This window comes from Kribbella sp. NPDC104740, assembly GCF_055583505.1.
In genome coordinates this window covers 598855-612097 of record NZ_JBVJNV010000002.1, presented here as the reverse complement: position 1 = coordinate 612097, position 13243 = coordinate 598855, and the positions used below count along the sequence as shown (strand labels likewise).

General features: G+C 71.8%; 11 protein-coding genes. 9 read left to right on the top strand and 2 right to left on the bottom strand.

Annotation, left to right across the window (positions count from 1 at the left end; translation table 11 throughout):
- Positions 1-8 precede the first annotated feature (8 nt).
- From ACZ6Z4_RS12465 to ACZ6Z4_RS12430, 8 genes are all read left to right on the top strand, one after another.
- Positions 9-581, top strand: coding sequence for a TetR/AcrR family transcriptional regulator (locus ACZ6Z4_RS12465; protein WP_465562020.1), 573 nt, complete (start codon positions 9-11; stop codon positions 579-581).
- A 218-nt stretch (positions 582-799) separates the two neighbouring features.
- A complete protein-coding gene (locus ACZ6Z4_RS12460) occupies positions 800-3313 on the top strand; it encodes a winged helix-turn-helix domain-containing protein (RefSeq protein WP_465562018.1) in 2514 nt (837 codons plus the stop codon).
- Positions 3314-3391: 78 nt separating this feature from the next.
- Positions 3392-4057, top strand: coding sequence for a hypothetical protein (locus ACZ6Z4_RS12455; protein ID WP_465562016.1), 666 nt, complete (start codon positions 3392-3394; stop codon positions 4055-4057).
- A complete protein-coding gene (locus ACZ6Z4_RS12450) occupies positions 4054-4254 on the top strand; it encodes a hypothetical protein (protein ID WP_465562014.1) in 201 nt (66 codons plus the stop codon). The genes ACZ6Z4_RS12455 and ACZ6Z4_RS12450 overlap by 4 nt, the downstream gene beginning before the upstream one ends.
- Positions 4255-4563: 309 nt before the next feature.
- A complete protein-coding gene (locus ACZ6Z4_RS12445; RefSeq protein ID WP_465562012.1) occupies positions 4564-6165 on the top strand; it encodes a RecQ family ATP-dependent DNA helicase in 1602 nt (533 codons plus the stop codon).
- Positions 6166-6207: 42 nt separating this feature from the next.
- Positions 6208-7455: a mannosyltransferase family protein gene (locus ACZ6Z4_RS12440; RefSeq protein WP_465562009.1), complete on the top strand. Its 1248-nt coding sequence runs from the start codon at positions 6208-6210 to the stop codon at positions 7453-7455.
- Between the two features lie 9 nt (positions 7456-7464).
- A complete protein-coding gene (locus ACZ6Z4_RS12435; protein ID WP_465562007.1) occupies positions 7465-7971 on the top strand; it encodes a histidine phosphatase family protein in 507 nt (168 codons plus the stop codon).
- A 50-nt stretch (positions 7972-8021) separates the two neighbouring features.
- A complete protein-coding gene (locus ACZ6Z4_RS12430; RefSeq protein WP_465562005.1) occupies positions 8022-8738 on the top strand; it encodes an HNH endonuclease family protein in 717 nt (238 codons plus the stop codon).
- A 22-nt stretch (positions 8739-8760) separates the two neighbouring features.
- Here ACZ6Z4_RS12430 and ACZ6Z4_RS12425 read toward each other — a convergent pair whose 3' ends face one another.
- Entirely contained in the window at positions 8761-9393 is a 633-nt protein-coding gene (locus ACZ6Z4_RS12425; RefSeq protein WP_465562003.1) for an alkaline phosphatase PhoX, read from the bottom strand.
- 328 nt (positions 9394-9721) lie between these two features.
- Here ACZ6Z4_RS12425 and ACZ6Z4_RS12420 point away from each other — a divergent pair, with 328 nt between their 5' ends.
- A complete protein-coding gene (locus ACZ6Z4_RS12420; protein ID WP_465562001.1) occupies positions 9722-12454 on the top strand; it encodes an ATP-binding protein in 2733 nt (910 codons plus the stop codon).
- On the opposite strand, the gene ACZ6Z4_RS12415 is transcribed toward ACZ6Z4_RS12420, so the two are convergent.
- Complete coding sequence (locus ACZ6Z4_RS12415; RefSeq protein ID WP_465561999.1) at positions 12451-13236, bottom strand: SDR family oxidoreductase; 786 nt, start codon at positions 13234-13236, stop codon at positions 12451-12453. The genes ACZ6Z4_RS12420 and ACZ6Z4_RS12415 overlap by 4 nt on opposite strands.
- Between the last annotated feature and the right edge of the window lie 7 nt (positions 13237-13243).

Here is a 13243-nt window from a genome sequence, read left to right as displayed (position 1 = left end):
TCTCGTTCATGAAAAGTCCAGATGCGAGTCGCCGCAGCGATCGAGCCCGGACCGCGATCCTCACCGCGGCCGCGGAAGCTGTCGCCGAGGTCGGGTACGCCAAGACGTCGATCGAGGGGATCGCCGGTCGGGCCGGGGTGGGAAAGCAGACGATCTACCGCTGGTGGCCGTCGAAGGGCGCGGTCGTGCTCGACGCGCTGGTGGCCGAGCAGGTCGATGTGGAGTGGCCGGACAGTGGGGATCTCGAGGCGGATCTTCGGTTGGTCCTTCGGGCGACGGTCGCGGAGTTCGCGGACGAGGCGCGGTCGGCGACGCTGCGGGCGCTGATGCTGGACATGCAGCACGACGCGGCGCTGAGCGAGCAGGTGCACACGCGGATGCTCGGCCCGCAACTGGCGGCGACGAAGCGCCGGCTGGAGTCGGCGCAGCGCGCCGGACAAGTTGCCGAGGGCATCGACCTGGAGGTGGCGGTCGAGGTGGTCTTCGGGCCGATCTACCACCGGTGGATCCTGCGCACCCACCCGTTCGACGAGGAGTACGCCGACGCGCTGACGGCGCTCGCGGTACGGGCGCTGCGGTGAGTGGCCGACACCCACCACTGATCAACCTCTGTTTTGCCGGGTGATCGGGCTGCTTCAGGCGGGGCGGGGCGTGTGGGCCGGCGCTTGGACAGTGGTGGGTGTCGGTCTCCGGCGTGGCGGAGTAGGCGGGCGGGCTGGGTGGTGCCGCTCCCGAGTGAGCGCGGCCGGGGTGAGGCGGTCCGTTGAAGCCGATGGTGGTGCGCGCCTAGGGTGAGGGGATGGGGGTGCCGGGGGCCAAGGGGCGGTTGCCATTGCCGCGGCGGCGGTTGGTTCGGCGTGGTCGGTTGGTGGACCGGCTCGGGGGTGAGGGGGCGCCTCGGCTGGTGCTGGTGGCTGCGCCGGCGGGGTTCGGGAAGACGACGTTGCTGGTGCAGTGGCTGGCTGAGGTCGATGCGCGGGTGGTGTGGCTGGCGGTGGACGCCGGGCATGGGGAGTTGCGGCGGTTTCTGGGGGATTTGATCGCGGCTGTGCAGGTGGTGGAGCCGGCGGTGGGAGTGGTGGCGCGTGAGTTGCTGGATGCTGCGCGGCCCGAGGAGGTGCCGGCTGAGGAGGTGCTGGCCAGTCTGCTCGACGAGCTGGGGCGCCTGGACAGCTCGACGGTGTTGGCGTTCGACGACTATCACCTGATCGCGGGGACCGCGGTGCACGAGGCCGTGGGGTACCTGGTGGAGAACCTGCCGTCGCGGGTGACCGTGGCGATGACGACTCGGGCGGATCCTCCGCTGTCGTTGGCGCGGTTGCGGGCGCGCGGGGAGCTGGTGGAGATCCGGGCGGCGGATCTTCGGTTCACTGGCGACGAGGCCGAGGTGTTCCTGAACGATGTGATGGGGCTGCGGTTGGACAGCGCCTTGGTGACGGCGCTGGAGGCGAGGACCGAGGGATGGGCTGCTGGGCTGCAGCTCGCGGGGATCTCGGCGCGGACTCGGGACGACGTGGCGGGGTTTGTCGAGGCGTTCTCGGGGAGTCATCGGTTCGTGCTCGACTACCTGGTCGAGGAGGTGCTCGATCGGCAGCCTGACGACGTACGGGCGTTCTTGCTCGACACCTGTGTGCTGGATGAGCTGACCGGCGGGCTCTGCGACGCGGTGACCAGGCGGGCTGACGGTCAGCTGATGCTGGAGCGGCTCGAGCAGGAGAACTTGTTCGTCGTCGCGCTCGACGACGAGCGGCGGTGGTATCGGTATCACCATCTGTTCGCCGACGCGTTGCGGGCGCGGAGGAGTGATCCGGGGGCCGCGCTGCATCGGGCGGCGAGTCGGTGGCTGGCGGGGAACGGGTTGCTGGAAGAGGCCGTGCGGCACGCGATGGCCGGCGGGGATCACGAGCTGACGGCCGATCTCGTCGAGCTGGCCGAGCCCGGGATGCGGCGGAGGCGACAGGACGTCGTACTGCGTGAGTGGTTGCGGGCGCTCCCGGAGGACGTCGTACGGCGGAGGCCGCTGCTGGCGACGTACGTGGGATGGAGCCGGCTGTCGGCGGGGGACTTCGAAGGGGTCGAGGAGTGGCTCGATGCGGCTGAGGCCGCGGCGCAGCGGCCTGTCGGGCTGGTGGTCGAGGCGACGAAGGATCGGGACGACGAGGTGCGGTCGTTGCCGGCGATGATCGCCGTGTACCGGGCGTCGGTCGCGCAAGCTCGGGGAGACGTTGCGGGGACGGTCGAGCATGCGAAGCGGGCGCTCGCGTTGGCCGGGCCGGAGGATCACTTTCCGCGGGGTGCGGCGGCTGGGTTCGTCGGGCTCGCGGCCTTGGCTGCCGGCGATTTGAGTACGGCGGTGGAGACGTTCACGACGGCGGTGGGGAGTCTGCGGGCGGCGGGGATGGTCGCGGACGAGCTCGGGGCGACCGTGGTGCTGGCGGAGATGTGGTTGGCGCGCGGGCGGCCGGTGGAGGCGCGGCGGTTGTACGAGCGGGCGATCGCGGTCGGTGGGCCGGTGCTGCCGACAACGGGTGATCTGCATGTGGGGCTTGCTGGGGTGCTGCGGGAGTACGGCGAGTTGGACGCGGCGGACGAGGAGTTGGAGGTCGCGCGGGGGCTCGGGGAGCGGGCTTCGTTGCTGGAGAACCGGCATCGGTGGTTCACGGTGAAGGCCGCGATTCTGCGCTCTCGGGGGGATTTCGAGGGTGCGGTGGCGATGCTCGATGAGGCTGAGGCGCTGTATCTGCCGGGGTACTTTCCGGACGTTCGGCCGATCGCGGCGATGAGGGCGCGGGTGCGGATCGCGCAGGGGCGGTTGGACGACGCGCGGGTGTGGGCGGCGCGTGGGGTGACGGATGAGGTGGATTACCTCGCGGAGTACGAGCAGTTGACGCTTGCGCGGTTGTTGATCGCCGAGGGGCGGGGTGCGGAGGCGGTCGGGCTGCTGGATCGGGTGCTGGAGCACGCGGGCGGGCGCGAGGGGAGCGTGATCGAGGCGCGGCTGCTCAGGGCGCTCGCTCAGGACGGTTCAGGACAGGCCGATCTGGCGGTGGCGCTGGAGTTGGGGATTCCTGCTGGGTATCACCAGTTGTTCGTCGATGAAGGTCACCGACCGACCGCTGACGACACCCTCAGCGAGCGTGAGTTCGAAGTCCTGCGGCTGCTCGCGACCGAGCTGACCGGCCCCGAGATCGCCTGCCGGCTCTACGTCTCCATCAACACCCTCCGCACCCACACCAAGCACATCTTCACCAAGCTCGACGTCAACAACCGCCGGGCCGCCGTACGGCGTGCGACCGAGCTCGGCCTCCTCTGAGCAATCACCACATCTGGTGATGCCCGGTCACCATCTCGATTCCTACGGTCGGACCAAACCTGACCGAAGGAGTCCACCATGAACCTCACCGCGAAGCGTCTCACCGCAGCCGCCGGAGTCTGCGCCGCCGCCGCGGGCGTCATCTTCGTCGGCGTCCAGATCAACCACCCGCCGGCCGATGTCGCGCACATCGCCACCACCGACCTCGCACTCCGCGAGTCCGCGAAGATCGTGATGGCGGTGCTCGCGCTCGCCGGGATCACCGGGATGTTCCTCCGGCACCGCAGCCGCTTCGGGCTGCTCGGGCTGGCCGGGTACGTGCTGCTGAGCATCGGCTACCTTGCGATGTTCGCCGTCCAGTGCATCGTCGCGTTCGTCCTCCCGACCGTCGCGCAGACCAGCCCGGGCTACGTCCAGGACTTCATCGACGGCGCGATGGGCGCCGACCCGGCCGGCGAGATCGGGCGCGCCTCGACGCTGTTCCTCGCCTCCGGCATCGGGTACGCCGTCGGCGGGCTGCTGTTCGGGATCGCGCTCCTGCGGGCCGGCATCCTCGCCCGCTGGGCCTGCGCGCTGCTCGCCTACGGCACCGTCTCCGTGCTCGCGCTCTCGGCGCTGCCCGCGTCGTTCGACCGGCCGTTCGCCGTACCGGTCGGCGTCGCGCTGATCGGCCTCGGGATCTCCCTGTACCGCGACCAGCGCCAGGCCGCCGGCACCAGGCAGCCCATCGCCGCGGCGCGATGAACCGGACGTACGCGATCCGCATCGACGGCCACCTCGACGCGCACTGGACGCCCTGGCTCGGCGACCCGACGCTGAGCCACCAGCCCGACGGCACGACGACGATCACCGTCACGGTCACCGATCAGACCCAGCTGTACGGCGTACTGACGACTCTGCGCGATCTGAATGCCGTACTGCTCGCGCTGGAGATCACCTGACCGCGACGGGTGCATCAGACTGGTGCTGAGGAGAGGGACGTCGGGTGTTCACACTCGCAGATGTCGGGCCGTCGGTGCTGGCGAGGGAGCTCAGCGTGAGGACGCGATCGCCCGGGGATGGTTCGGGCCGCGGGTGGCGGACGGTGTGCGGCCGCGGATCGGTGACGTTGTCGTGGCTGCGCAGGGCTCGACCGTGGTCGTGAGGTCCAGGGCGAGGCTCGGCTCAGTCGGTTCGTCGGGCACCATGGGTCGTTGAGCGACGCCGAGCAGCTGGTGCCGCTGCTGGTCGCGACCCAGGGGAGTTGAGGCATGCACGATGTCGCCGCGCTGGCCAAGGAACGGCTGGGGTACGACGTACTGCGACCCGGGCAGGCGGAGGCTGTTGCCGCCGTGCTCGACGGGCGGGACACGCTCGCCGTGCTGGCGACCGGGACGGGTAAGACTGCGATCTACCAGCTCGCCGGGCTCGCGCTGGGTGGGTTGACCGTCGTGGTGAGCCCGCTGGTCGCGCTGCAGCGCGACCAGCTCCGTGCGCTGTCGCAGCACGCGGCCGGCATCGAGGTCGCCGAGCTGAACTCCGGTGACCGCGCCGGGCAGCACCAGGCGCGCGAGATGCTGACCGAGCGCCGCCCGGGGTTCGTGCTGCTGTCGCCCGAGCAGCTGACGCACTCCGACGTACTCGATCTGCTGGCGACGTCGCGGCCGCACCTGGTGGCCGTCGACGAGGCGCACCTGGTCAGCGAGTGGGGGCAGGACTTCCGGCCCGACTACCTGCGGCTCGCCGCGGCGATCAAGACGATGGGCCGGCCGCCGACGCTCGCGCTGACCGCGACCGCCGCGCCGCCGGTGCGTGACGAGATCGTCCACCGGCTGGAGATGGACTCGCCGGCCGTCGTGGTCGGTGGCTTCGACCGGCCGAACCTGAACCTCTCCGTCCTGACCTTCGCCGACGAGGAGTCCAAGAGCCGTCGCCTGCTCAGCCACGTCCGGTCGTCGCGCGGTTCGGGCGTCGTGTACGTCGCGACGCACCGGCACGCCGAGGAGCTGACCGCCGAGCTCACCGGCGCCGGCGTCTCCGCGCAGGCCTACCACGCTGGGCTGCCCGCGAAGGAGCGCCGCGAGGTCCAGGACGGTTTCCTGGCCGACCGGTACCGGGTCGTGGTCGCGACCGTCGCCTTCGGGATGGGCATCGACAAGCCGGGCATCCGCTGGGTGACCCACGCCGAGGCGCCGGGCTCGGTCGACGCCTACTACCAGGAGATCGGCCGCGCCGGCCGCGACGGCGAACCGGCCGACATCGAGCTGTTCTACCGGCACGCCAACCTCGGGATCAGCCGGTTCTTCGCCTCCGGCGGCGTCAAGGACGACGACCTGTACGCCGTCGCCGCCGCGATCGCCGAGCACCACCCGGCCGACATCGCCGAACTGGCCGCGACCAGCCGGCTCAGCCCGGCCCGCGTCGAGCGCGCGCTCGGCCGGCTCACCGACGCGCGAGTGGTGAACGTTGCGCACCGCTTCAAGCTCGCTGCGCGCACCGACGTCGACAAGGCGGTCGCGGCGGCCTCGGCTGTCGAGCACGACCGGCGTGAGGTCGCGCGCTCCCGGGTCGAGATGGTCGCGGCGTACGCCGAGCACCACGGCTGCCGCCGCGAGTTCCTGCTGAACTACTTCGGTGAGCCGTACGCCGGTCCGTGCGGCAACTGCGACAACGACCTGTCCGGCCGGACCGCGGCGCCGGTCGCCGACCAGCCGTTCCCGGTTGGCAGCCGGGTGCGGCACCGCAGCTTCGGGCCGGGCCTGGTCGAGCGGTACGACGGGACGGCGATGACGGTCCTGTTCGACCGGGTCGGTTACAAGGAGCTGCGGACCGCGTTCATGACGTACAACCACCTGCTCGAGCCCGAGGGGTAGCCGCCGAGAAGGGGTTTGCGGGCTTCGGGCAAGTACCGGGTGATGACGCTCACCCGTACGGCGGACCCTGCCGCCACGTCCGCCGCGCCCGCGACGCCCTCCGCGCGCGCCGCCTCCGCCGCGTACGCGCGGATCCGTTCAGGTGCCCGAGCCCGGCTCACCTGGTTCACCCCGGTGGACCGGCGCGTGCTGCTGCTCTACCTCCTGACCCGCCTCGCCGTCGCGCTGACGGCGTACGCGGCGCAGTGGCTCTTCCCCGGTGACGCGGAGACGCGCGACCCGGGCAAGTTCGGTACTGCGTTCCAGCAATGGGACTGGTTCCACTTCCTCGACATCGCCCGGGACGGCTACTTCCCGGGCAGCACGGGACCGTGGACGGACGGCTGGGACCATCGGGAGGCGTTCTTCCCCGGCTTCCCGATCGTGCTGCGCGCGGTGCACGGCGTACTGCCGCACTGGACGCTCGCCGGGGTGCTGATCTCGTTCGTCAGCGGCGCAGTCGCCGTCCTCGCGCTGGCCCGGATCGCCCGGCTGGAGCGCCCGGGGACAAGCGCCGACCGGGACGCGGTCCTCTTCTTCCTGCTGTCGCCGTGCGCGGTGTTCCTCGCCGTGGGCTACTCCGAGGCGCTCTTCCTCGCGTTCGCGCTGCCGGCCTGGTTGGCTGCGCGGCGGCATCAGTGGGTGCTTGCTGGGTTGCTGACCGCGCTGGCGACGTCGGTGCGCATCACCGGGCTGTTCCTGGCGGCGGCGATCGTGGTGCACTTCGTCGTCACGCTCCGGGCGCACCGGAAGTGGGGCGCGCTGCCGTGGCTCGCGCTGCCGGTCGTGCCGGTGGCGGCGTACTTCCTGTACCTGTACTCGCACACCGGCGACCTGATGGCGTGGAAGCACGCGCAGGAGAGCGGCTGGTACCGCAACTTCACGGCGCCCTGGCACACGTGGCGCACGACCTGGACGGCCGCGTTCGACCACGTCCAGACGACCGGGTACGCCGCGATGTTCCAGGCCGAACTGGTCGCGGTGGTCGTCGGGCTGGTGCTGGTCGGGCTGTTGCTGTGGCGGCGGCGCTGGGCCGAGGCGGCGTACGTCGGGATCGGGATGCTGGCGCTCGGTACGTCGTACTGGTTCATGTCGATGCCTCGGGCAACGCTGCTGTGGTGGCCGCTGTGGGTCGGGCTCGGGGTGTGGAGCCTCCGCCGGCCGTGGGTGAAGACCGCGTACGTGTGCGTGGTGGCGCCGCTGTCGACGGTGGTGGCGCTGACCTTCTTCACCGGGCGGTGGGCGGGGTAGCTTGGCCGGGTGCTCGTTCTGGTGCGTCACGCGATGCCTGCCCATGGTCCGGAGACGCCTGCGCGGGACTGGGCGCTGACGGCGGAGGGCGAAGCGGCGGCGCGGGCGTTGTGCGCGCGGCTGCCGGCGGGGTTGCGGGTGGTCGCGAGCACCGAGGTGAAGGCGATCGCGACGGTGGCACCGCTCGGTCCGGCGATCACGGATGCGCGGTTCGACGAGATCGAGCGGGTCGAGCCGTACGACGGGGACTTCCGGACGCCGCGACGGGCCTACGTCGGCGGGACCGACCTGCCGGAGTGGGAAGCGCGGGAGGACGTCGTACGGCGGTTCGCGGCCGGCGTGGCGGAGCATGCGGCGGCTGGACCGGTGGCGATCGCGTCGCACGGAATGGCGATGACGGTGTGGCTGACGGCGGCTGTCGGGCTGGGTGATCCGTTGGCGTTCTGGGAGGAGTTGCGGTTCCCGGACGCGTTGGTGGTGGACGTGGTGAAGAGGTCGGTAAAGAGGCTGGAGTAGTCGGCGCGTGCGGCGCGGGATGACGGGGGTGCGACGGTAGGTTTCCGTCGGTGATCCGCCTCTTCCTCGTCGCTGTCCTTTTTGTTGCCGGGTGCACCTATCCGACCGCTGGTGCCGGGCCTTCGCCGACCGTCAAACCGCCGGCTCCCACGGCCAAGCCGCCCGCTCCCACGGCCAAGCCGACCGGTGCGTCCGGGAAGGCGATCGAGGCCGAGCTGAAGGTGGCTCGGGTGGTCGCCGTACGGCCCGAGGTCGCGGGGTACAAGCGCGACCAGTTCGGGCAGAGCTGGACCGACAACCACAACGGGCCGGGCGGGCACAACGGGTGCGACACCCGGAACGACATCCTCGCCGCGCAGCTGACCGCCGTCCACAACCGGACGGCGAAGAGCTGCGTGGTGGTCGAGGGGACGTTGACCAGCGAGCCGTACACCGGACGGCGGGTCGAGTTCCGGAAGGCCGCGGCGACGAAGGTGCAGATCGACCACATCTACCCGTTGGCCCGGGCGTGGGACATGGGAGCGGCGCGCTGGCCGGCGCAGCGGCGCGTCGACTTCGCGAACGACCAGGCCGCGAACCTGCTGGCGGTCGACGGCCCGGCGAACGCGTCCAAGAACGACTCGGGGCCGGGGGAGTGGATGCCGCTGAACAAGACGTTCCGGTGCGTCTACGTGCTGCGCTACCTGCAGGTCGCGCACAAGTACGCGCTGCCGATCACGGCCGCCGACCGGGACACCGCGAGGACGATCGCGCCGACCTGCAAGTAGCAGGGTGTGATCTGACCGGTGGTCAGCGGAAGTCGCCGGTGACCTCGTACGTGATGCCGCCGCTGCTCGAACCGCTGGTCCCGCGCTGGGACGAGAAGTACAGCCGGTTGCCGGCCGGGTTGAACGCGACGCCGCACAGCTCGGAGCCCGACTGGCCGGTGACCCGGAGGAACGGCGCGACCACGTCGTTCGGCGTGATGATGCAGATCTCCAGGTTCCCGCCGTCCTCGGCGACGAACAGGTCGCCGGACGACGTGCCGGTGATGTTGTCGACGCCGGTGAGCGGCGGGTTCGGGGTCAGGCCGTCGTCGTACGCGATGGCGATCGTGTTGTTCACCGCGTTGTAGGCCCAGACGCGGTTGTCGCCCTTGGTGGTGAAGAAGCAGGTGCCGTTGCGGTAGTAGCAGCCCTCGCCGCCGTTGAACTTCTTCATCCCGGACACCTGGCGGCGGGTCCGCGTCGGGCTGCCGTCGGGGGTGTCCTCGGTCAGGTAGACGACGCGCCGGTCCGGGTCGGCCGCGGCGGCCTCGTGCGAGAAGCGGCCCATCGCCGGGCGACGTACGGCGGCCTTGGTGCCGAACGGGTCGGTCTCCTCGCAGGACAGCCAGGTGCCCCACGGCGTGGCGCCGCCAGAGCAGTTCGAGAGGCAAGGCACCAGGAAAGAGTCGTGGAGCAAGTCGGCGGAAGGCGTCGGGGACGGCTCACGCCGGCAGCGTCGCACGCGAGGCTGTCCGCCGGCCCAGCAGCAGGCGCAGCCGGTGGAGTCCGAAGGACAAGAGGTGGAAGGTGTGGGGTCGGCCTGGGCGCCAGTGGGGAAAGGCTGACTCCTCACGGTGACAAGGGCGGAGCCGACAGTGAACCGAGCCGACATGAACAGGGTCTGAGTTCCAGGTGATCGTCGGCCGACGGGGGAGAGGGTTAGTGTGGGCCGGGGTCGGCGACGCCCGGGAGCGGGTCGCCCGCCGCGGGGAAGAGGGGCTGGCATGAAGCTTTTCGGACGCCGGTCGGAGTGCGGAGCGCTCGACGACCTGGTCGCGGAGATCCGCGCGGGCCGGAGCCGGGTGCTGGTCGTGCGCGGTGGCGCCGGGGTCGGCAAGACCGCCCTGCTCGAGTACGCCGTACAGTCCGCGCCCGAGCTGCAGGTCTTGCGCGCGGTCGGGGTCGAGTCCGAGCAGGAGCTGGCCTTCGCCGCGCTGCACCAGCTGTGCTCGCCCCTGCTCGACAGGCTGCCGCACCTGCCGTCGCCGCAGCGCGCCGCGCTGGCGACGGTGTTCGGGTTGCAGCCGGGGCCGCCGCCGGACAGGTTCATGGTCGGGCTGGCGGTGCTGAGCCTGCTCGCCGAGTCGGCGGACAAGCAGCCGCTGCTCTGCATCGTGGACGACGCTCAGTGGCTCGACACGGCGACCGCGCAGACGCTCGGGTTCGTCGCGCGGCGGCTGCATGCGGAGGCGCTCGGGCTGCTGTTCGGTGCGCGGGAGGTGCGTGACGAGCTGCGGCCGCTCGACGAGTTGACCGTGGGCGGGCTGCCGGACGCCGACGCTCGGGCGCTGCTCGGGTCGGTGGTCCGGTTCGTGCTCGACGAGCCGGTCCGGGATCGGATCATCGCGGAGACCGGTGGGAATCCGCTCGCGCTGATCGAGCTGCCGCGGGGGCTGACGCCGACGCAGCTGGCCGGTGGGTTCGGGCTGCTCGGGGCGCAGATGCTGCCGGGCCGGATCGAGGAGAGCTTTCTGCGGCAGGCGGACCTGCTGCCGTCGTCGACGCGGTTGCTGCTGCTCGTCGCGGCCGCCGAGCCGGTGGGTGATCCGGTGCTCGTCTGGCGGGCCGCGGACGAGCTGGGGATCGCGGCGGCGTTCGCGGAGATCGACGGGCTGCTGACGCTCGGCGAACGGGTGACGTTCCGGCACCCGCTCGTCCGGTCGGCGCTGTACGGCTCGGCGACGGCGCAGGAGCTGCGCGCGGTCCATCTCGCGCTCGCGCGGGTCACGGACCCGGAGCTCGATCCGGATCGGCGGGCCTGGCATCTCGCGGCGGCCGCGTCGGGGCCGGACGAGGCGGTGGCGCAGGAGCTGGAGCGGTCGGCGTTGCGGGCGCAGTCGCGCGGTGGGTTCGCTGCGGCGACGGCGTTCCTGCAGCGGGCGGTCGGGCTGACCGCGGATCCTGGGCCGCGCAGCGATCGCGCGCTGGCGGCGGCGCAGGCCGGCTTGCAGGCGGGTGCGTTCGACGCGGCGCAGGGGTTGCTGGCGACCGCCGAGGCCGGGCAGCTGGACGAGCTCGGGCGGGCGCGGGTCGACATGCTGCGCGCCGAGGCCGCGTTCGCGGTGCAGCGCGGGGGTGAGGCGCCGGGGTTGTTGCTGCGGGCGGCGCAGACGTTGCAGCCGCTCGACGTACGGCTGGCTCGGGACACGTACCTCGATGCCTGGAGTGCGGCGCTGTTCGCCGGGCGGCTGGCGACGACGGCGGATCTGCGGAAGGTGTCGAGTGCTGCGCGGTCGGTGCCGCAGGCGGAGTCGCCACGTGGGTCGGATCTGCTGCTCGACGGGTTCGCGTTGCTGCTGACCGATCAGCGGGCTGAGGCCTTGCCGGTACTGCGGGAAGCGGCGCTGGCGTTCGCGGACGGGGACGTGTCGGCCGAGGAGGTGCTGCGCTGGGGCTGGGTCGCGACGGCGGCCGCGGCGACGTCGTGGGACTTCGAGGCCTGCGTCGGTACGGCGACTCGGCAGGTCGAGGTCGCGCGCAGTACGGGGGCATTGGCGGTGCTGGCGGTCGGGGTGAACGTGCTCGGTCAGGTCGCGGCGCTGGAGGGGGACTTCGGGGAGGCGGCGTCGCTGGCCGCCGAGGCGACCGCGGTGCGGGACGCGACCGGGACCAAGATCGCGCCGTACGGCGGGCTGGTGCTGGCCTCGCTGCGCGGGCGCGAGAACGAGGCGTATCCGTTGATCGAGGCAACTATCCGGAGCGCGTCGGCGGAGGGCCAGGGGACCGCGGTGCAGTACGCGCTGTGGGCGCGGTCGGTGCTGCTGAACTCGGTCGGCCGGCACGACGAGGCGCTGCTGGCGGCGCGGATGGCGGGGAACGACACCCCGGAGTTGTTCGTGTCGGGGTGGTCGCTGAGCGAGTGGGTCGAGGCCGGCGTCCGGAGTGGGGACGAGCGGACGGCGGCCGATGCGCTGGAGCGGCTGGAGGAGCGGGCGCGGAGCACCGGGCAGCCGTGGGGGCTCGGGCTCGCCGCGCGGTCGCGCGGGTTGGTGAGTGGCTCCGAGGACGCTTACGTCGAGGCGATCGGCTTGTTGGAGGGGACCCGGCTGCGGCCGGATCTGGCGCGGGCGCGGTTGCTGTACGGCGAGTGGTTGCGGCGGCAGAGCCGCCGGGTCGACGCGCGCACGCAGCTGCGGCTGGCGCACGAGGCGTTCGGGTCGATCGGGATGGAGGCGTTCGCGGAGCGAGCGCGGCGGGAGCTGCTGGCTACTGGCGAGACCGTGCGGAAGCGGGTCGGGGCGCCGGTTGCCGGGGCTGAGCTGACGCCGCAGGAGCAGCAGATCGCGCTGCTGGTGCGGGACGGGTTGTCGAACCCGGAGGTGGGGGCGCGGTTGTTCCTGAGCCCGCGGACGGTGGAGTGGCACCTGCGGAAGATCTTCGACAAGCTCGGGATCAGCTCGCGGCGGCGGCTGCGCGAGGTGCTGCCGCGGACCGATCTGGAGAAGCTGTCGGGTTAGTGGATGAGCTGCTGGCCGCCGTCGACGTCGTACGTTGCGCCGGTCAGGGCGGTGTTGGTCATCAGGTGGATGACCAGGGCGGCGACGTCCTCCGGGCCGACAACGCGGTGGATGGGCAGAGTCGCGCGCAGCTCCTCGCGGCGGTCGTCGAGCTGGGTGCCCAGCAGGCGCGCTGACAGGGGAGTGTCGACGAAGCCGGCCGCGACGGTGTTGACCCGAATCGGTGCGAGCTCGATCGCTGCGTTGGCGGCGATCGCGGGCAGCGCTGCGGTGCCGATCGCTGCCAGGGTCAGTCCGAGGCCCGGTCGGCGCGCGTGGGTTCCACCGATCAGCGTGATCGAACCGCCTGCGGGGATTCGCCCGATGCAGAGCTGGGCGATCCGCAGCGCGCCGATCAGCCGCTCCTCGAAGCCGCGCAGCGCGTCGTCGAAGTCCATCTCCGCGATCGGCGCGTACGTCGGACCGCCGCCGCTGACCAGCACGTGGTCGATCTGCGTCGGCAGCCCGGCGAACACCCGCTCGAGCCGGACGCCGTCGCTGACGTCGAGCGTCGCAGTGCTCTCCGCGCCGACCTCGGCCGCGGCGCTGGCGAGCCGCTCCCGGTTCCGCCCGGTGATGAACAGGCGCGCCCCGGCCGCGCGAGCCTGCCGGGCGGTCTCCAGCCCGATGCCCGAGCTGCCGCCGATCACGACGACGGCCTGCCCGTCGAGCGCCCCGCCGGTCCGCACGGCGCCCGCCGCGCGTTCGGCCGGCGTACTGCCGTTGGTGAGGGTCTCGGTCATGTCTTCT

Bases quoted from the DNA above. Each gene is read 5' to 3' on its own strand.
- ACZ6Z4_RS12460 (WP_465562018.1), top strand. From the start codon at position 800: ATGGGGGTGCCGGGGGCCAAGGGGCGGTTGCCATTGCCGCGGCGGCGG.
- ACZ6Z4_RS12465 (WP_465562020.1), top strand. From the start codon at position 9: ATGAAAAGTCCAGATGCGAGTCGCCGCAGCGATCGAGCCCGGACCGCG.
- ACZ6Z4_RS12440 (WP_465562009.1), top strand. From the start codon at position 6,208: ATGACGCTCACCCGTACGGCGGACCCTGCCGCCACGTCCGCCGCGCCC.
- ACZ6Z4_RS12450 (WP_465562014.1), top strand. From the start codon at position 4,054: ATGAACCGGACGTACGCGATCCGCATCGACGGCCACCTCGACGCGCAC.
- ACZ6Z4_RS12415 (WP_465561999.1), bottom strand. From the start codon at position 13,236: ATGACCGAGACCCTCACCAACGGCAGTACGCCGGCCGAACGCGCGGCG.
- ACZ6Z4_RS12445 (WP_465562012.1), top strand. From the start codon at position 4,564: ATGCACGATGTCGCCGCGCTGGCCAAGGAACGGCTGGGGTACGACGTA.
- ACZ6Z4_RS12420 (WP_465562001.1), top strand. From the start codon at position 9,722: ATGAAGCTTTTCGGACGCCGGTCGGAGTGCGGAGCGCTCGACGACCTG.
- ACZ6Z4_RS12455 (WP_465562016.1), top strand. From the start codon at position 3,392: ATGAACCTCACCGCGAAGCGTCTCACCGCAGCCGCCGGAGTCTGCGCC.